Annotated in this window: 14 protein-coding genes; 1 reads left to right on the top strand and 13 read right to left on the bottom strand. The window is 60.1% G+C overall.

Translation table 11 applies throughout. The annotated features are described in order from the left end of the window. Positions 1–2,688: an ADOP family duplicated permease gene (locus WCA10_RS17050; protein ID WP_472823714.1), complete on the bottom strand. Its 2,688-nt coding sequence runs from the start codon at positions 2,686–2,688 to the stop codon at positions 1–3. A 10-nt stretch (positions 2,689–2,698) separates the two neighbouring features. Then, positions 2,699–3,040: a PadR family transcriptional regulator gene (locus WCA10_RS17045; protein ID WP_472823713.1), complete on the bottom strand. Its 342-nt coding sequence runs from the start codon at positions 3,038–3,040 to the stop codon at positions 2,699–2,701. Positions 3,041–3,199: 159 nt separating this feature from the next. On the opposite strand from WCA10_RS17045, the gene WCA10_RS17040 reads away from it, so the two are divergent. After that, the gene (locus tag WCA10_RS17040) at positions 3,200–4,558 is read left to right on the top strand and encodes an amidohydrolase (RefSeq protein ID WP_472823712.1); all 1,359 of its coding nucleotides are present in this window, start codon (positions 3,200–3,202) and stop codon (positions 4,556–4,558) included. A gap of 17 nt (positions 4,559–4,575) precedes the next feature. Here the strand turns inward: WCA10_RS17040 and WCA10_RS17035 are convergent, their stop codons facing one another. The 11 genes from WCA10_RS17035 to WCA10_RS16985 form a co-directional block, all read right to left on the bottom strand. Next, positions 4,576–5,919: a serine hydrolase domain-containing protein gene (locus tag WCA10_RS17035; protein ID WP_472823711.1), complete on the bottom strand. Its 1,344-nt coding sequence runs from the start codon at positions 5,917–5,919 to the stop codon at positions 4,576–4,578. A gap of 146 nt (positions 5,920–6,065) precedes the next feature. After that, complete coding sequence (locus WCA10_RS17030) at positions 6,066–9,575, bottom strand: outer membrane beta-barrel protein (protein WP_472823710.1); 3,510 nt, start codon at positions 9,573–9,575, stop codon at positions 6,066–6,068. Positions 9,576–9,880: 305 nt separating this feature from the next. Next, a complete protein-coding gene (locus WCA10_RS17025) occupies positions 9,881–10,030 on the bottom strand; it encodes a hypothetical protein (RefSeq protein ID WP_472823709.1) in 150 nt (49 codons plus the stop codon). Between the two features lie 20 nt (positions 10,031–10,050). Beyond that, positions 10,051–11,067, bottom strand: a complete 1,017-nt coding sequence (aroF, locus tag WCA10_RS17020) for a 3-deoxy-7-phosphoheptulonate synthase (protein ID WP_472823708.1) — start codon at positions 11,065–11,067, stop codon at positions 10,051–10,053. Continuing rightward, on the bottom strand, positions 11,064–11,438 hold the full coding sequence (locus WCA10_RS17015; RefSeq protein ID WP_472823707.1) for a chorismate mutase: 375 nt from the start codon (positions 11,436–11,438) through the stop codon (positions 11,064–11,066). The genes aroF and WCA10_RS17015 overlap by 4 nt, the downstream gene beginning before the upstream one ends. Before the next feature lie 124 nt (positions 11,439–11,562). Continuing rightward, positions 11,563–12,360 carry a tryptophan synthase subunit alpha gene (gene trpA / locus WCA10_RS17010; protein ID WP_472823706.1) on the bottom strand — a complete coding sequence of 266 codons (798 nt, stop codon included), beginning with the start codon at positions 12,358–12,360 and terminating at the stop codon, positions 11,563–11,565. Between the two features lie 9 nt (positions 12,361–12,369). After that, entirely contained in the window at positions 12,370–13,587 is a 1,218-nt protein-coding gene (trpB, locus tag WCA10_RS17005; RefSeq protein ID WP_472823705.1) for a tryptophan synthase subunit beta, read from the bottom strand. 89 nt (positions 13,588–13,676) lie between these two features. Then, positions 13,677–14,354: a phosphoribosylanthranilate isomerase gene (locus WCA10_RS17000; protein ID WP_472823704.1), complete on the bottom strand. Its 678-nt coding sequence runs from the start codon at positions 14,352–14,354 to the stop codon at positions 13,677–13,679. Then, the gene (trpC, locus tag WCA10_RS16995; protein WP_472823703.1) at positions 14,351–15,163 is read right to left on the bottom strand and encodes an indole-3-glycerol phosphate synthase TrpC; all 813 of its coding nucleotides are present in this window, start codon (positions 15,161–15,163) and stop codon (positions 14,351–14,353) included. Before trpC ends, WCA10_RS17000 begins: the two co-directional genes overlap by 4 nt. A 307-nt stretch (positions 15,164–15,470) precedes the next feature. Then, positions 15,471–16,547 carry a tetratricopeptide repeat protein gene (locus tag WCA10_RS16990; RefSeq protein ID WP_472823702.1) on the bottom strand — a complete coding sequence of 359 codons (1,077 nt, stop codon included), beginning with the start codon at positions 16,545–16,547 and terminating at the stop codon, positions 15,471–15,473. Positions 16,548–16,558: 11 nt separating this feature from the next. Then, positions 16,559–17,064 (bottom strand): hypothetical protein (locus WCA10_RS16985; RefSeq protein WP_472823701.1); only part of this gene is annotated, 506 nt, incomplete at its 5' end.

Genomic DNA, 17,064 nt, shown 5'->3' with positions numbered 1-17,064 from the left:
CTATTCTGTCCGCAGCGCCTGCATTGGATCGACAGACGCTGCCCGCCGCGCAGGAATAAGACAGGCAATCCCCGACACCGCAAACAGCAAAGCAATGGCAAACGCGTATGTGGAAACGTCTAGCCATGTCACCCCGAAGAGCATGGCATCGAGAGCGCGGCCCGCTGCCAGCGCTCCGCACAAACCAATAGCCATGCCAATAACGCTCAGCGTCATGCCCTGGCGCAGTACAAGCGAAAGAATGTCGGCGCGCGTTGCACCCAGGGCTGCACGAACTCCGATTTCACGCGTGCGCTCTGAAACGCTTCCGGCGAGGATGCCGTATATTCCGATTGCAGCCAGCACCAACGCAACCAGAGCAAAGGCCTCAAAGAGAATGAGCACGAAGCGGCGCTCGAGACCTGTTGCAGCCACCAGTTCGTTCATGGTTGCGACACGCGTGATAGGCCGGGTCTTGTCGACGGACCAGATTGCTTCCTGAATCGCGGGCGCAACAGTAGCCGGAGCTATCTCTGCGCGGGTCCTCACCACCACCGACTGCACTGCATCTCCCCACGCCCACTGCGCGGTCGTAACGTAAAATGCATCCTCCTGGTTCAGCGCCAGCGATTGCTGCTTGACGTTGCCCATCACGCCCACAATCGTCGCCCAGGGCTTGTTGGCCTGTCCGGCATCGGGACCCAGCCGAACACGCTGCCCGATCGGATCTTGCCCCGCGAACTCCTCGCGCGCAAGCGACTCAGTGATCAGCACGGCCACAGGCGCTCCAGCCCGGTCGTTTTCGCTTAACATGCGTCCGCGGCGAAGCGGAATGCGCATCGCTTCAAGGTACCCGGGACTTACCGCGTAGCGAAACGCTGGCGCGCCCAGCGGATTGTGATCTTTTTCAAATTCGATGCCGTAGATATCCTGGTCCCCGCTGAGCGGCAGTTGGCTGGTGAATCCCGCGGATACCACGCCAGGAATGCGACGAATGTTCTCCAGCGCATCTTGAAAAAGTTCTAACCGCGTCGCGTCCCTGTCGTAGCGATGCCCGGATTCCTGCACCTGCATGGTAATCAGATGGGATGCTTCGAAGCCCGGATCGACGGCAAACAGTCGCTGCATGCTGCGCAGCAAAAGACCGGCGCTCACCAGCAGCACGACAGCAAGAGAGACCTCCGTGACGACCAGGATGCGGCGCGTCCGATGGTGGCCATCAATCGCGCGGCCCGAATTCTGGCGCATTCTGGTGTGCAGGTCCACGCCTGAAGCCTGGAATGCAGAAGCCAGGCCGACAGAGATGCCGATCAACGTTGTAAGGCCGAGCGCAAAAGCAAAGACCCACCCGTCCAGCGAAATCGCGTTGAGCCGCGGCAAACCGGGCGGGCTCAAAGCCACCAGCGCGCGCACGCCTGCTTCGGCAACCGCCATTCCCAGCGCGCAGCCTGCAACGGCAAGCAACAGCGCTTCGGTAAGGAGCTGCCGTACCAGTCGGCTGCGTCGCGCGCCCAGCGCGGCTCGCATCGCAAACTCGGCGCGACGCTGCACTCCGCGCGCGAGCTGGAGGTTGGCCACGTTGACACACGCGATAAGCAGTACCAGCAGCACCGCCCCCAGCACCGCCAGCAATGCAGGCCGGACTCCCTCTGTAAGATCCCCCTGCATCGAATGTACAGCCATCCCATCCGGGGCGCCGCCGGAGCTGTCATAGCCTTTGGCATATGTCTGCGCGAGAGAGCGCAGAACGATGCTCAACTCATTGGCGGCCCGCTCCCTGCTTATTCCCACCTTGAGCCGGCCGATCATATGCAAATGGTGTCCCCACTCACGGCCGTCCCAGGGCAGCGCTGGATTGTATTGCAGAGGCGCCCAAATCTCCGCGGAGGGACTCAGCACGTCTTCAAAATCGCTGGGCATCACGCCGATAACGGAGTAAGGCGCATCGTCGAGCCGGATCTGCTTCCCGACAATGGCCGCGTCGGAACCAAAGCGGCTGTGCCAAAGTTTGTCGCTCAGGATAACGACATTGGGGCCGCGAAACCGGTCATCCGACGTCTCAAAGTCTCTCCCCTGTAGCGGCGAAACACCCAGGGTGCGAAAGTAGTCTGCGCTCACGCGTTGTCCGTCGAGTCGCTCCGGCCGGTCCGCAGCACTTGTGGCGGTCGCAGCCGGCTGCCACCCCTTGAAGACCGCAAGCGCATCGAAGGAGCGGTTCTGCTGGCTGATCCCGTAAAAGGTTCCAAAGGTTACCGGACTCGGCAGGCCGTTCTTCCCCGTCTCCCACGCCATCATCAGCCGGCTCGCATGCGGATAGGGCAACGGCGCAATGAGGATCGGCTTGATAGCACTGAAGATCGCCGTACTGGCGCCAATCCCAATCGCCAGCGTGAGCACGGCAACCGCAGTCGCAGCCTTTTGTCGGGTCAGCGTGCGGGCGCCGTAAACAAGGTCGCGCAGCAGATCTTCCAGCCAAGCCAACCTAGTGCGTTCCCGGTAAGCCTGCCGCGTCTGCTCAGCGCCGCCCAGGCGCAGCAAAGCCTGCCGTCGCGCTTCGGCTGCATCGAGGCCGGCCTTGACGCCGGCTTCCGCATCCAACGCAACATGCGCTTCAAGTTCCGCGTCAAACTCTCGTTCGCCATCGGCGCGAAGCAGCGTGGCGATCAGGCGATGCCAGAATGCACGAATCTTTGCTCGCAACGTCGTCATGCGCTCTCCGCTACGCTTCTTCCGCCGGGGTTAGAAACCGCGAAAGAATCTCAGTCGCCTGCTCCCACTCTGCTGCGGCCTTGCGCACCTGCTTGTGCCCGGCCTTGGTGAGTTCATAGAACTTTGCCTTGCGATTGTTGTCGGAAGTTCCCCACTCTGACCGTACATATCCCTCCTGCTCCAGCTTCAGCAGCGCCGGATACAGCGTCCCGTAGTTCAACTGCAGCAGATCTCCGCTGGTCTGCTCAATGCGCCGCGCCAGCCCATAGCCATGTTGCGGCCCCATCGTCTCGAGGGTCTTCAGAATCATTAGGGCCAGCGTGCCCTGCCATACATCGGTCTTGTCGCCCATTCCGTACTCCTCTTGCCAAGCAATAGGAGCAATGTACGCCTGTTTCTATGGGAATGCAATAGGAAGTGCGTCCACTTTGCAGAAGTCCATCTGTCACCCCCGACGATTCGGCATGTTAGGCTGACCCAAAGATTCCAACGATTCTCGTGGAGGCCCACATTGTTTTCTGGACCGATGATTCGACCCGTCATCACGCTGGCTGCAATCACCATCGCTGCCCTTCCCCCCATCGCGCAGAGCACACCCTCCGATCTCGCAGCCTCCGCCGCAAAGCAGTTGCCGTCCCTCTCCGAGACCTACAAACATCTCCATCGCAATCCCGAGCTTTCGCATCACGAGGAGAAGACCTCCGCACTTCTCGCCGCCGAGCTGCGCAAGCTCGGCTACACCGTCACCGAGCGCATAGGCAAATACGCTGATGGCTCGCAGGCATACGGCGTGGTGGCGATCTTGCAGAATGGCGTCGGTCCGCGTCTGCTCATTCGCTCCGATATGGACGCCTTGCCTGTCGTCGAGAAGACCGGCCTCGACTACGCCTCGACTGTTCGCTCGACGAACGCGCAGGGCCAGGACGTAGGCGTGATGCACGCCTGCGGTCACGACATCCACATGACCGTTCTGCTCGGCGTTGCCCATGAAATGGCAGACCGCAAGAGCCAGTGGCACGGAACGCTGATGCTGATCGGCCAGCCCTCTGAGGAAACCATCGACGGCGCGCGCGCCATGCTCGCAGACGGATTGTATGAGCGCTTCGGCAAGCCCGATTTTGTTCTCTCTGAACACGACGACTCCACCCACGCCGCAGGCAGCGTCGCTCTCAAGAGCGGTCCCATGCTTGCCAGTTCCACCAGCATCGACGTAACCATGCGCGGAGTGGGTGCGCACGGCTCCGCGCCCCAGCTCAGCAAAGACCCGGTGCTGATGGCCGCCGAATTCGTCGTCCTTGCGCAAACCATCGTCGCGCGCCAGATCGATCCACAGCAACCGGCAGTGCTCACAGTCGGCATGATTCACGGCGGTGCGAAGCGCAACATCATCCCTGAAGAAGTCACAATGGGGCTTACGCTGCGCACCTATTCCGACAAGGTTCGCGATCAGATCATCGCCGACGTGCGTCGCACCGCGGACGGTATCGCCATGGGCTACGGCGTTCCGCAGGACCGCATGCCCATCGTGACCGTGAGCGCCACCGAGATCACTCCCGTCGAAGCAAACGATCCTACATTAACCGAACGCATGCGCAAAGTCGCAATCAGTACCCTTGGAGCCGATCACGTGGATCCCGCAGATTCCGTCATGGGTTCCGAGGATGTCGGCCTCTTTTCGCTCGATGGAAAAATTCCGGCAATGATGTTCCGCCTCGGCGCCGCCGATCCAACTAAGCTGGCACACGCGGTTGAAATCGGCGTGCCGCTGCCGGGTCCGCACTCTCCATTGTTTGCGCCGGTCTACGCGCCAACAATTCAAACTGGTGTGACCGCGATGACCGCCATGGCACTCGACCTGCTGAAGGAATAATTCTCGCTGCCGGTCACCTACTTCGACGGGTCCACCAGCGCCCCGTACACAACCTGCCGGCTGCCGTATTCAAGCGGCGGGCTTGCCGGCCCCAGCATCCGCTGGATCATTCCAACGAAAACAACGTCGTTCGTGGGATCGACCCAGAACCATGTGCCTGCCGCGCCATCCCACTGATACGTTCCTCTGCCGTCGGGCAGGTTCGCCTCTGCCGGATTAAACTCAACCGCGCCGTTGTAGCCATATCCAAACCCCGGCCGCATCACGGCATTGCCGATTCCGAATTTGCCGGTCCGCAACTCCGCGGGCACGTGGTTCGTCATCATCAGCTTCACTGTCGCCGGCGCAATGATCCGTTTGCCGTCCAGTTCGCCTTCATTCAGCAGCATGCTTGCAAAGCGAAAGTAATCTTCAGCCGTTGATACCATGCCGCCGCCGCCCGAGGGCATCGGAGGCTGCGCATCATAATCGCCCGACCTGCGGCTGGCGCTCGAATCGGCAACCAGTTCTCCGTTGGTGCCAGTTCGATAGAGCACTGTGAATCGACCCCGCTTGTCTGCCGGAACGTAGAATCCCGCATCGCGCATGCCCAGCGGCGTAAAGATGTTGTCGCGGAAAAAATCGGGCAACGATTTGCCGGAGAGCTTTTCGACAATGTATCCCTCCACATCCATCGACATGCTGTAAGTCCAGCCCTGCCCCGGCTGATAGAGCAGCGGAATCTTCGCCAGCTTCTCGACAAATTCCTGCAGATTTGCCGAGGCCAGCAGGTTGGCGTCCCGATACATCTTGTCCACCGGCGTATCGCCAAAAAAGCCGTACGTGAACCCCGCTGTGTGACTCATCAACTCCCGCATCGTAGGGGGATGATCAGGATCCGTGAGGATCATGTTTCCGCTCGAATCCACGCCCTTGTAGACCTTGAGGTGCGCAAACTCCGGAATGAACTTCGCAATCGGATCCGACGGCTCCCACTTGCCCTGCTGGTAGAGAATCATCATGGCCACGCCGGTTACCGGCTTTGTCATTGAGAAGTCGCGGAAGATCACGTCCTTCGTCATCGGCGCGCCGGCGGCCATATCGCGATATCCATAGGCGCTGTAGTCAACAACCTTGCCGTGGCGCGCCAGGATGGTCACGATGCCCGCAACCTGTTTCTGATCGACTGCCTGCTGCATGAACTGGTGCAGGCGCTCCAGCCCCTCCGATGAGAAGCCGACCGTCTCCGGCTTCACCACGGTCATATCGAAGGCAGGATGCGCAGTGGACTTGACGCTCTGTTGCGCATCGGCAAGGCTCGCGCTGCAACTGAGCGCAACCGCCACTGCAACCAGGCGAGCCAAACGCGAAATGAGTTTCATGGATCCTCCCGGAGTTACGCGAATCGCGAATCTTGATACGTCGCTGCAGCGTGCAAATCTATGAAGCGCAAGGCTGGGGGAGCGCCAGTCCTTTATAGCAGAGAAGTGGCGGGGCAACGCTGCAGTCGGCCCGGCGCGAAGCGCTTTTAGTAGATCAGCTTCAGCGAGAACTGAATCTGCCTCGAATTCCCCGCCGTCCGGCTGATCTTCCCAAAGCCGGTGCCGGTGAGAATTTCGCCGGTCGTCTGGTTTACCTGCAAAGTGTTCGACGGCATCCCCATCGTCACAATATTGAAAAGGTTGAAGAACTCCGACCGGAATTGCAGATCCATCCGCTCGGCACCGGATTTGCGCCGGCCGAAAGGCGTGTCCTTGATGAAGGCGAAGTCGAAATTATAGAAAGCCGGGCCGCGGAGTGTGTTCCGCCCCAGCGTTCCAAGTCGCCCCTGGTTCGGACCAGTCCCACCCGGAATGTGCACGGGAACTGAAAAGAAGTCCGATCCGTTGTTGTCGCCGTCCCCAAAGTAGTCTTCCCGCACCTTGCGCGCGGTCGAAAGTTGCGGTTTGGCGATCTGATCAGGCCGATCCACGCCTCCCGCCCCATATCCGGTCTGCTGAATTCCGGAATACACCGTAAATGGCGACCCGGAACTTATGCTTGAAATGCTCAGCATCTCCCAACCATCCGTCACCTTCCGGCTGATCGGCCGCAGAAAATTCACGGATTCGAGATGCAGATCTTGCGCGATGCTCAATCCAAAGCCGTGCGTAACATCGAATGCCGACGGCCCTTTTTCCGGATGATCGTCGAACGGGTTCTGCGCAGTTCCCGCCGCCACCGCCCCGGTGGCTCCGGTTCCCGCAAGAACGAAGCTCGTGTCGTCGATGGATTTGCCCCAGGTATAACTTGCCTGGATACCCGGACCGCCGTGCCCCACCGTGCCCGATAGAGATGTTTGCAGGGCGTGATATGTCGAGTGGGAGTTGGCGGCAATAATGTTCTCAACGCCGAAGCCGCCGATGGCATTGCCGCTATCGTCGAATTCCGTATACGGCGCGAAGCCCGGCGATGCTCCTGCAAATGCGTTCGGGAATGTGTAGTGCGGCAGATGCGCGCTTGCCGTTCCCACATAGGCCGCATCGGCCGTCAGATTGCCGAATTTGCGCTCCAGCCCCAGCGTCCAGGTGTACATCGTCGCGTTGTCGAACTTCGCGTCTATGCCGCTCAGGTTCAGCGTACCGAATTGATGAGTCAGCACCGCGAGATCCTTCTCATAACGGTCGACATCCATCACCGTATTCGACGGAATCTGCGTGTCCTTCCACTTTGCAAACACATCCTGACCTGATGCCGTGTAAACCCGCGGCAACTGGTCCGGCGTCACCTGGAATCCATAGCTGATGGGCGCGCTCTGCGTCGCCACTACGCGTGGATACACCACATAAGGAGTCGAGCCAGTCAGGAAGTTATCCTGCCAGATATTCGGCGGAATCACCATCACGCCGGCGCCTGCGTGCGCCGTTATTTTGTTCGTTGCTTGCCATGCAACCTGCACGCGCGGCTCAAAGGCGTACCAGTTGGTCTCATACCCGGGCTGCGGATTGATGACAAAATCCTGCTTGCCATTGATCGTTCGAAACGCGGACGTTCGATGTGCGCGCTCGGTGATCGGCCCATAAAGGTCCCAGCGAAGCCCGAAATCAATGGTCAATCGCGGAGTGATCTTCCACGTGTCCTGCGCGTTGGCGCTCACATTGTTGCGGCTGATGGCCGCCGGACCGATGTGCTCGCCACCCGAGATGCCGGGCGTGGCAATCGCTACAGAATAAGAAAATGCATTGCCGGCAAGAAATGCCGAGAGCGTGTCGGGCAAAAGTCCCCCAGGGGCTACGTCGTGCATGCCGCTGCTGGAGTGGATAGTGGTCTCGCCCGTATAGTAAGCGGGACCGCTCCCAAAATCGTAATCGCCGTTCGGTCCGATGCCGAAGTAAGTGGTATCGCGATTAATACGAACTTCAGCGCCCGCCTTGAAAGCGTGATTGCCCCGTGTATAGGAGACGTTCTCGCGCCCCTGGAACAGGTTGCCGTAAGCCTGCATCACCGATCCGCCCGCCGCGTTGAATGCTTCGAACAACCCGTCTTTAAACGTGATCGTCGGGTCGGTATAGTCAGTGGTCGGAAACCCGGGCGTCGAACGAACAATGCTGATCGTCGATTCGAAAACCAGTCGCGGTGACACCGTGTGCGTATAAGTTCCCAGTACGTTCCGTTGCCGATCCACGTATTCGATACCAAACTTTGGATCGATCGCCGTCTGGTCGGGATTCGTCGTAGGCCCGCTCAGGTTATTGAGATTGAAACGCGCAAGGAACTGATCCTTGTCTGTAAATCGATGATCGATGCGCAGCGAAAACTGGTTGGCGTTGGTGACCACCTTCGACGCGGTCGCATAGGTCCGGTCGCCGTAGGTGCCGGCGGCGTAGTTAGGCAGCGGATACCGCGCCACAATCGCCGCAATCGACGGATTCACAGGAATGCTGAGAGTATCCTTCGTCTTCGATCCGTCTGCATTCGTAAACGTCACGGCGTCGCAAACGTTCGGCCGGCAGGGGTTCGCTTCATTGTCAGGATGCTCGTAAGCTGCCGGCACCGGCATCACCTGCGTCGTCCCCAGCACCTGCCGGAATCCCTGGTACTGCGTGAAATAAAAAGTCCGCTTGCGTCCGTCGTACACATGCGGAATGTATACCGGCCCGCCATTCGTGAACCCAAACTCGTTCCTCCGAAACGGCGGAATTCGCCCCGGATACGCCGGCGTCGGATGATCGAAATAGTTCCGCGCATCGAATGAAGAGTTCCGCACAAACTCAAAAAACGATCCATGAAATCCGCTCGCACCTGATCGGGTATGGATATTCGTGAAACCCGCCGCGCCCCGTCCAATCTCCGCCGGCAGCCATCCCGAACTCGAGTCAATCCCTTCCACCGCATCCACGTTGAAGTTCGAGAACGTCGCCCCGCCCATTTCCGGATCGCTGATGTCCGCCCCGTCCATGGCAAACGTCGCCTCTACGCCGCGCTGCCCGTTGATCGCAAACTGCGCCGTAAAGTTCGTCGCGCCATTGGCGTCCGTCATCGTCCCCGCCGCCAGCAGCAGCAGCGTGCTGAAGTCCCGCTTGTTCAGCGGCAACTCGCTCACCGCCTGGCTTGAAAGCTCCTCGCCGCCCGTGCCCGCCTGGGTCTTATTCTGAAGCGTGGCCACCGTCAGCTCGCCGCGCCCCGACAGCGTCAGAAGCGCCTCCGGAGTATTCGCCGTCAGTTCCACAGGCTGCAGTCTCTCCACCGTGCTGGCTTGCGCGGCAACCGTCAGGTGATAGCTCCCCGCAGGCAACAGCGGCAGCAGGAACCGTCCGTCCGCCCCCGTGCGACCCTCGGCCTTGCTCTTGCCCGACGACAGCGTCACGCGCCCATCGGCAATCGGCGCGCCGCCTGCGTTGCGCAGCACCCCGCTCCAGGCAGCCTGGACCGCAGTCGACTTCGCCTCCTGCGCGGCCGCGTGACCGGCTGCAATGCGTGGCCCGATGAGAGCGATGAAAGCGAAAGAACAAAAGAACTTCAGCGCTGCGCCCCGACTTCCGCGGACGACAGAAGACAATATGCATGGCTTCACTGATCTACCCTTGAAAATCATACGTTCCGCAAGGCTGTTCCGTTCAGGATTTCTCCCTGCAGAAACTCGCAAGAATTATATCGACTAAAACGCTGCTAAAACCTTTTTGTAGCGGCTCGGCAGCATTTTGTGACGGAACGGTCCCTGATATTCTCCCCATAGAACCATTTCCATCTTGAACGGTGTCATTCTCGAGGGAACGGGGCCTCAAACGCCGTTCAGTTTGGGGTGGTGAGCGAAGAATCTGTTTTTGGGCTTTCCCGTTTTCTGTCAACGACTTCAGACTCACTTCACGAGACAGGCACGACCGTCTCCGCCCGAGCCCGCTCGCCGATCATCGGCTTCCGATACGTGCTGCCACGATAAGCCTTATCGACCTGCTCGTTCACGACGTCATTGCCCGGTCCTTCCAGCGGCTCAAACGCTACTTCCTTCGTCATCCCCTCTGCAAAGATCCGCCCTAGAGTGTGCGGCCAACCGCCCTGGCGATGACGCGCAGCTCCACTATGAGCTTCTCAAACTGATCTGGGTACAGTGTCTGCGCGGCATCGGAGGTAGCTTTGTCCGCATTGGGATGAACTTCGACGAGGATGCCGTCGGCTCCGGCGGCGACGGCGGCGCGCGCCATAGGTGCGACCATTTCGCGATGGCCGGTGCCATGCGACGGATCGCCGACGATGGGAAGATGCGAAAACTTCTTGACGACGGGAATGGCGGAGATGTCCATCGTATTGCGCGTGGCGGTTTCGTAGGTGCGGATGCCGCGCTCGCAGAGGATGACGTCGTAGTTGCCGCCGGACATGATGTATTCGCTGGAGAGGAGCAGCTCTTCGATGGTGGCGGCAATTCCGCGCTTGAGCAGAACCGGCTTGCGCGCAGCGCCCAGTTCGCGGAGTAGGTTGAAGTTCTGCATGTTGCGCGCACCCACCTGGAAGCAGTCGACAAGACCAAGCATGGGCTCGATCTGCGCGATCTCCATGACCTCGCTGACGACGAGAAGACCGTTGGCGCGGGCGGCATCGTGCATGAGCTTCAGCCCAGGAATGCCCATGCCCTGAAAAGAATAAGGCGAACTGCGTGGCTTGTAAGCACCCCCGCGAAGGAATGTGGCTCCCGCAGCTTTTACGCGCTTTGCAGTCTCGAAGATCTGCGCTTCATCTTCGATGGAGCACGGACCGGCCATCACAACGACCTGTTCGCCGCCGAGCCTAACGCCGTTGGCGAATTCAATGACGGTACCTTCAGGGCGGAAGCCTCTGCCGGCCAACTTGTAGGGCGAACTGATGCGGTGAACGTGAAGCACTCCCGGCAGATTCTCGAACTTTGTGAGGTCGATAGTCGCCGTGGGGCCTACGCCGGCAAGGATGGTCTGGGTTGCGCCTGTGGTGCGATGAACGCCGACTCCTGCTTCGACCATCGCTTCAATGACGAAGTCAATCTGTTCTTCGGTGGCCCTCTCCTGCATTGCAACAATCATTTTTCGTTCCCTGTCTCGGGCGCGGCTCCGCGGTCCCCGGCAACAGGTGCTTGTTGCTGGGGTGGCGGGGCGCCAGTGTCTTGGCCCTTGAGGGCATTTCTCTCTGAAGCCAACTCGTTCCTCTGCAATGCCCGCATCACGTCGATGATGCGCTCGTAGATATGCGTCAACTCGATGTCGGGCAAGGGGCCCTTGTTGGCGGCGCGCACGTTGGCGTAGATGACTTTTTCGCGAGCCGGCTCATAGACCGGCAGGGAGGTCGCGACTTTGAGATGACCGATCATCAACGCGGCGCGAGCCCGCTCGCTCAGCAGTTCCACGAGCTGGCGGTCCAGAACATCAATTTGATTCCGCAATTCTTCCAGCGTCATTCCATCCTCGTTTGAGCTGTCAGCTTTCAGTTATCAGCTTTCAGCTCTATCCTGCCGATGCGAGCGTAATGCGGCCGAATCTGCCGTCCACAAGCTGACGGCTGAAAGCTGAGGGCTGTCTCTCTCACCGGGTCAGCGCCGCCTGGGGCAGACGCAGACCCTTGATAAATCGGGCAACAGTTTCGGGCGCCGCATCAGGGGCAGACCGCTCGATCAGCTCCACAATTGCGCTGCCGATGACCGCGGCATCCGCGAATTCCGCCACCTGGGCAACATGCTCGGGAGTGGAGATGCCGAATCCGACGGCCACCGGCAGCCCAACGCCAGCCGGTCCGGTCCATCGGCGAATGCGGGCGACGAGAGCGGCCGCATCAGATGTCATGCTTTGCTGCTTGCCGGTAATGCCGACGCGCGAAATGGCGTAGATGAAACCTCTGGCGTGTGTGGCGATGGCATCGAGACGGTCGTCGGGACTGGTGGGTGCGGCCAGAAAGATCGGAGCGAGTCCGACGCGATTCATCTGAGACAGATACTCCCCGGCTTCTTCAACAATCATGTCGATGATCAGAACGCCGTCTGCGCCTGCCGCTGCCGCGTCATCGGCGAATCGAGAAAAGCCATAGCGCAAAACGGGATTGAGATACGTGAAGATCACGAGGCCGGCACTGAGCCGTGCAGCGCGAATTTCGCCGGCGATTCTCAGCACACCGGCCATGCTGGTTCCGCGAGCCACGGCACGTTCGCTGGCGCGCTGGATTACGGGGCCATCGGCCAGGGGATCGCTGAAGGGGACGCCGAGTTCAATCACGTCAGCACCGGCATCGATTGCGGCGAGCGCGATGTCGCGCGTGATTTCGATGCTGGGATCGCCGGCCGTCAAATAGACGACGAGGCCTGGTTTGTGGCTGAAGCTAAGCGCCATTGAAGTCGGTTACGCTCCCTGGATTTTCAGTTCGCGCGCCAGGATGCCCATGTCCTTATCGCCGCGTCCGGAGAGGTTCACTATCAGTATGTCACGCGGCGAGAACGAAGGAGCGATGCGCAAACACTCGGCAACGGCGTGCGCGCTTTCAAGTGCGGGCAGAATGCCTTCGGTCCGCGCCAGCTTCACAACGGCATCGAGCGTGGCCGCGTCATCCTGCGAGACGTACTCGGCACGGCCGGAGTCGTGCAGAGCGGCGTGCTCGGGACCGATGGAGGCATAGTCCAACCCGGCAGAGACGGAGTGCGTTTCGGCGATCTGTCCGTTTTCGTCCTGCAGCACGTAGGAGAATGTGCCTTGCAGAACTCCAGGGACACCGCCGCTGAATCGTGCTGCGTGTTCGCCGAGCTCGGTGCCCCTGCCGCCGGCTTCGACGCCGATCAGCCGTACATCGCGATCGGGAATGAATTCGTAAAAAGCTCCAATTGCATTCGATCCGCCGCCGACGCAAGCAATGACTGCGGTGGGCAGGCGACCCTCTTTCTCGAGGATCTGTTGCTTCATTTCGCGGCTGATGCAGCGGTGAAAATCGCGCACCATGGTGGGATATGGATGCGCGCCGAGCGCGCTGCCCAACAAATAATGCGTCGTGCGGACATTGGTGACCCAGTCGCGCATGGCTTCGCTGATGGCGTCTTTGAGCGTCTTGGATCCGGAGGAAACGCCGCGGACTTCTGCCCCGAGCAGGCGCATGCGGAGGACATTGAGCTCCTGGCGCTCCATGTCGACGTCTCCCATGTAGATGACGCATTCCATGCCGAGCAGCGCGCAGACAGTGGCGGTAGCGACGCCGTGCTGGCCTGCGCCTGTTTCGGCGATGATGCGCTTCTTGCCCATGCGCTTCGCCAGAAGTCCCTGGCCAAGGGCGTTGTTGATTTTGTGGGCGCCGGTGTGGAGCAGGTCTTCGCGCTTGAGGTAGATCTTGGCGCCGCCGAGTTCTTCCGTCAGTCGCTTGGCGAAGTAGAGAGGTGTGGGGCGGCCGGCGAAGTCCTTGAGGAGGGAAGCGAGTTCGGACTGGAATGCGGCATCGGCTTTCGCGATCTCGTATTCGTGCTCGAGTTCGAGCAGCGCGGCCATCAGCGTCTCGGGGACGTAGCGGCCACCGTAAATGCCGAAGCGCCCCGGACGCGACTCCGATGGGGCGGATGGAAGGATCACTGATGCCATGGGCCGGCCTCCTGCTGGTTGCTGGGGGGGTGAGATGTTCACTTTCAGTTTACTCGGAGTAGTGGAAGAGGGCCGAGTGGAGGGTTCGGTCAGGTTGCGGACTTGAAGTTGGCGGCTGCAGCCCGCGCCTGCGCAACGAAGGCGCAAACTTTTTCAGGGGACTTGTGACTGGGGGCCGATTCTACGCCGGACACCACGTCGACGCCCCAGGGGCGAAGTGTCGCGATGGCTTCGGACACGTTGTCGGGGGTGAGGCCGCCGGCGGCTATGAGCTTATGGGGGAAGTCGAGGTTTCCAAAGAGCGCGTCGGCAGCGGTATTCCAATCGAAGGCGATGCCGGTTCCACCGACGGCGGCGGCAGTGCGAGAGTCGACCAGGAGCGCGTCTATGTTCCTGTCTGAAGCGAGAGAGGCGGCTTGTGCGACGATGCCTGGACTAAAGTGCAGCGTCCGCAAGATGCGGAGATTGGGACCGAACTTGTCACGTAATTGGGACGGAATCTCTGGTTTCGGTTCAAACTGCAATTGAACCCCGCTGAGGTTGCAGGCTAGGACGATTGCTTCGATTTCTTCGAAGGTTGCATCGACGAAGACTCCGATTTTCTCGATCGTGGTGGGCAGGTTCTGAACGATTTTAGCGACGTGCTGGTGGGTGACCCGACGTGGACTGGGAGCGAAGACGAACCCGAGGGCGTCGGCGCCGGCTTCAGCGGCGAGCATGGCATCTTCGAGCGAAGTGTTGCCGCAGATTTTGATCCAAAGGCTCATCGGACGACTTTGGAACCCGCGAGCAAGGCGGAAAGAGCAGCCCCAGGGGCGGGATGGCGCATCAAGCTCTCGCCGATGAGGAATGCGTGGAAGCCGGCAGTTCGTAGACGATCGATGTCCTCTGAAGTTGCAATGCCACTTTCAGCAACGCGAACGACGTTGGGTGGAATGCGATCAACGAGTTCGAGAGATGTTTCCATGCGCACTTCGAATGTCTTGAGGTCGCGATTGTTAACGCCGATGGCGTCGGCCCCGTTGTTGCCCAGCGTATCGAGCACGACGTCGAGCTCATTGGCAGTGTGGACTTCGACGAGGACATCGAGTGACTGCTCGTGGGCCGCGACGGCGAATCGCTTGAGCTCAGCGCTGGTGAGCGCTGCGGCAATGAGGAGAATGGCGTCGGCGCAGTGTGCGCGCGCTTCGAGTATCTGGTACTCATCGACGGTGAAGTCTTTGCGCAAGCATGGGAGGTTGGTTGCGGCAGATGCGATCTCGAGGTTGCGCAAGCTTCCCTGAAAGTAGGGTTCGTCGGTCAGGACGGAGAGCGCGGCAGCGCCGCCGTCCTGATATCTGCTGGCGAGCCACGCTACATCGAAGTCTTCGCGGATCAGTCCTTTTGTTGGTGAAGCTTTTTTGATTTCGGCAATGATGGCCGGCTCGGACAGGGAACGCCGGCGAAGGACCGCAGCCCAGCCGCGCGGCTGATGAAGGCTTGCCTTGCGCTCGAGTTCTGCGAGCGGCACACGTGCTTTGGCTACGGCGATGGTGGCTCGCGTTGTGTCGAGAATTTTGTCCAGTCGAGTCGACATGCGCTGGCTTGAGTATACGGTCGGGAACGTTGGGTGCGGCGATGGGCGCGATTGGGAAAAAGTGCCCTGACGAACCGGAGAAAGCGAGGAAGCGCTCTGGTGGGCCCGGAGGGATTCGAACCCCCAACCAAGGGATTATGAGTTTTGCCGGAATCTTCGCGCTCAACCAGCGCAACCCACTGAAAACATTAGCGTACTATTCAAACGCCCGCACGGAAGGAGAGCTTCGTCAGGTTGGATATGTTGGCGAAGTTGGGGGCAATTGAACCTGAACGTCACAAACACGTCACAGCATTGGGTCTTCACTCTAGTTGTTTCCCGAACGGATATTCTTAAGGAGACCGATGGCATTCTGGATATCTCGGGTCACGGGCTGCAACAGGCTTAGACGGCGAAAGGCAGACGAGAGCGTATCCAACTCTTCGCGCGTGAAAAATCCAAGCAGCGTCAAAGAAGAGGGCGGGTATTTGCCGGGTTCCGCCTCGCCCAAGAGGATAATTGTCCCATTGTTGGTCATGCGATTCAGCAGACTGCGATGGATACTCACCTGGGCGCGCGAAGCCATAAATGTGTTGAGCTGGTTTTTGTGTGTGCTTAGGACTCCCGTCTTGATGACCAACCAATCGCGATCGATTGATAGGTTCACGCTGCGGATGGTGACGCATTTGATAATGATCGAAACCAGCCAAATTAGAAAAATTGCGAGTGCCGCTACTGGGGCCCTAAGAGCGACCACAATCACCACTGCGGCGACCAGCCAGAGCAATGTCATGCTGATGAAGCTGCCGAGATAGGCGCTTAACCTGCGCTTCCGGAAACCGATGATGGAAGCGATCGTATCTAGGTGCTGTGAGATTTCAATTTCTACCGGTTCGCGGCTGCGACGAAGCAGCGCGTACAGGTCGTTCCCGGAGATCGTTTCGTTGACAGGCGGCGCGAACCCAACAGGGGGTTGTGAAATCGGCGTCGAGATTGGAGGCGGGGCGGGCGAGGCCGGAGCGTACGCCGAAGCGTATGAATCGGTCGTTGAGGGCAGAGAATCGAGCGCCCGCCGGGCGCCTACGTGGCCGGGGTTGATCTCAAGGGCACGGCGGTACAGCCGCACCGCCTCTGCCGTGTTGCCACCATCGCGACTTATATTGCCTAGGTAAAAATTGGCGTGCGCATGGTTCGGCTCGATGCGGATGCTAGTCAAGAGATGTCTTCGCGCCTGCTCCTGCTCTTGGCGGACCAAGTGAATGAGCGCCATGCCATAGTGCCCGGCACCAGTGGAATCTCCATCGAGAATGACCTCGCGAAAAACTCGCTCGGCATCGTCGCGCCTGCCTGCGTCGAACAGGCGAAGTCCCTCGTTCGGGTCGTAGCTTCCAGGCATAGAAGGCATGGTTCTCCTTGTCAAAAATGTGACACAGAGGCCGCGTCGTGATCGTGAGCCGCGTCATGGTGCGTAGCTGAGACGGCATCGTTGTGAGAGGCATGGGCAGCCGCCCCGGCGTCGTGTTGGTGACCCGGATCAGACGTGACCGTGCCGTTGTCATGATGGGCTGCCGCCGCGCCGTGATGGTGCCCCGGGTCGGCGGGGACTCCGCCATCGTGTGGATGTCCGGGATCGGCGATAACTCCACCGTCGCTCGGGTGACTAGCGCTAGAGCTGGCACCGCCCCCATGTGAATGTTCCGAGTGGGCGGCGACTCCGCCATCGTGTGGATGTCCGGGATCGGCGACGACTCCGCCGTCGCTCGGATGACCGGCGCCGGAGTTGGCACCGCCCCCATGTGAATGTTCTGAGTGGGCGGCGACTCCGCCATCGTGTGGATGTCCGGGATCGGCGACGACTCCGCCGTCGCTCGGATGACCGGCACCGGAGACAGCTCCGCCATCTTGCGGATGACTAGGATTGG

Origin of the sequence: Occallatibacter sp., assembly GCF_049582745.1 — a bacterium.
Taxonomy (GTDB): Bacteria; Acidobacteriota; Terriglobia; order Terriglobales; family Acidobacteriaceae; genus Telmatobacter.
The sequence above is the reverse complement of the archived record's forward strand: the minus strand, read 5'-3'. Positions and strand labels throughout refer to the sequence as shown.

Excerpts from the sequence above, each read along its gene's own strand:
- WCA10_RS17035 (WP_472823711.1), bottom strand. The coding sequence starts at position 5,919 with ATGAAACTCATTTCGCGTTTGGCTCGCCTGGTTGCAGTGGCGGTTGCG.
- trpB (WP_472823705.1), bottom strand. The coding sequence starts at position 13,587 with ATGGCATCAGTGATCCTTCCATCCGCCCCATCGGAGTCGCGTCCGGGG.
- WCA10_RS17000 (WP_472823704.1), bottom strand. The coding sequence starts at position 14,354 with ATGAGCCTTTGGATCAAAATCTGCGGCAACACTTCGCTCGAAGATGCC.
- WCA10_RS17025 (WP_472823709.1), bottom strand. The coding sequence starts at position 10,030 with ATGACGAAGGAAGTAGCGTTTGAGCCGCTGGAAGGACCGGGCAATGAC.
- trpA (WP_472823706.1), bottom strand. The coding sequence starts at position 12,360 with ATGGCGCTTAGCTTCAGCCACAAACCAGGCCTCGTCGTCTATTTGACG.
- WCA10_RS17045 (WP_472823713.1), bottom strand. The coding sequence starts at position 3,040 with ATGGGCGACAAGACCGATGTATGGCAGGGCACGCTGGCCCTAATGATT.
- WCA10_RS17050 (WP_472823714.1), bottom strand. The coding sequence starts at position 2,688 with ATGACGACGTTGCGAGCAAAGATTCGTGCATTCTGGCATCGCCTGATC.
- WCA10_RS17015 (WP_472823707.1), bottom strand. The coding sequence starts at position 11,438 with ATGACGCTGGAAGAATTGCGGAATCAAATTGATGTTCTGGACCGCCAG.
- aroF (WP_472823708.1), bottom strand. The coding sequence starts at position 11,067 with ATGATTGTTGCAATGCAGGAGAGGGCCACCGAAGAACAGATTGACTTC.
- WCA10_RS16990 (WP_472823702.1), bottom strand. The coding sequence starts at position 16,547 with ATGCCTTCTATGCCTGGAAGCTACGACCCGAACGAGGGACTTCGCCTG.
- trpC (WP_472823703.1), bottom strand. The coding sequence starts at position 15,163 with ATGTCGACTCGACTGGACAAAATTCTCGACACAACGCGAGCCACCATC.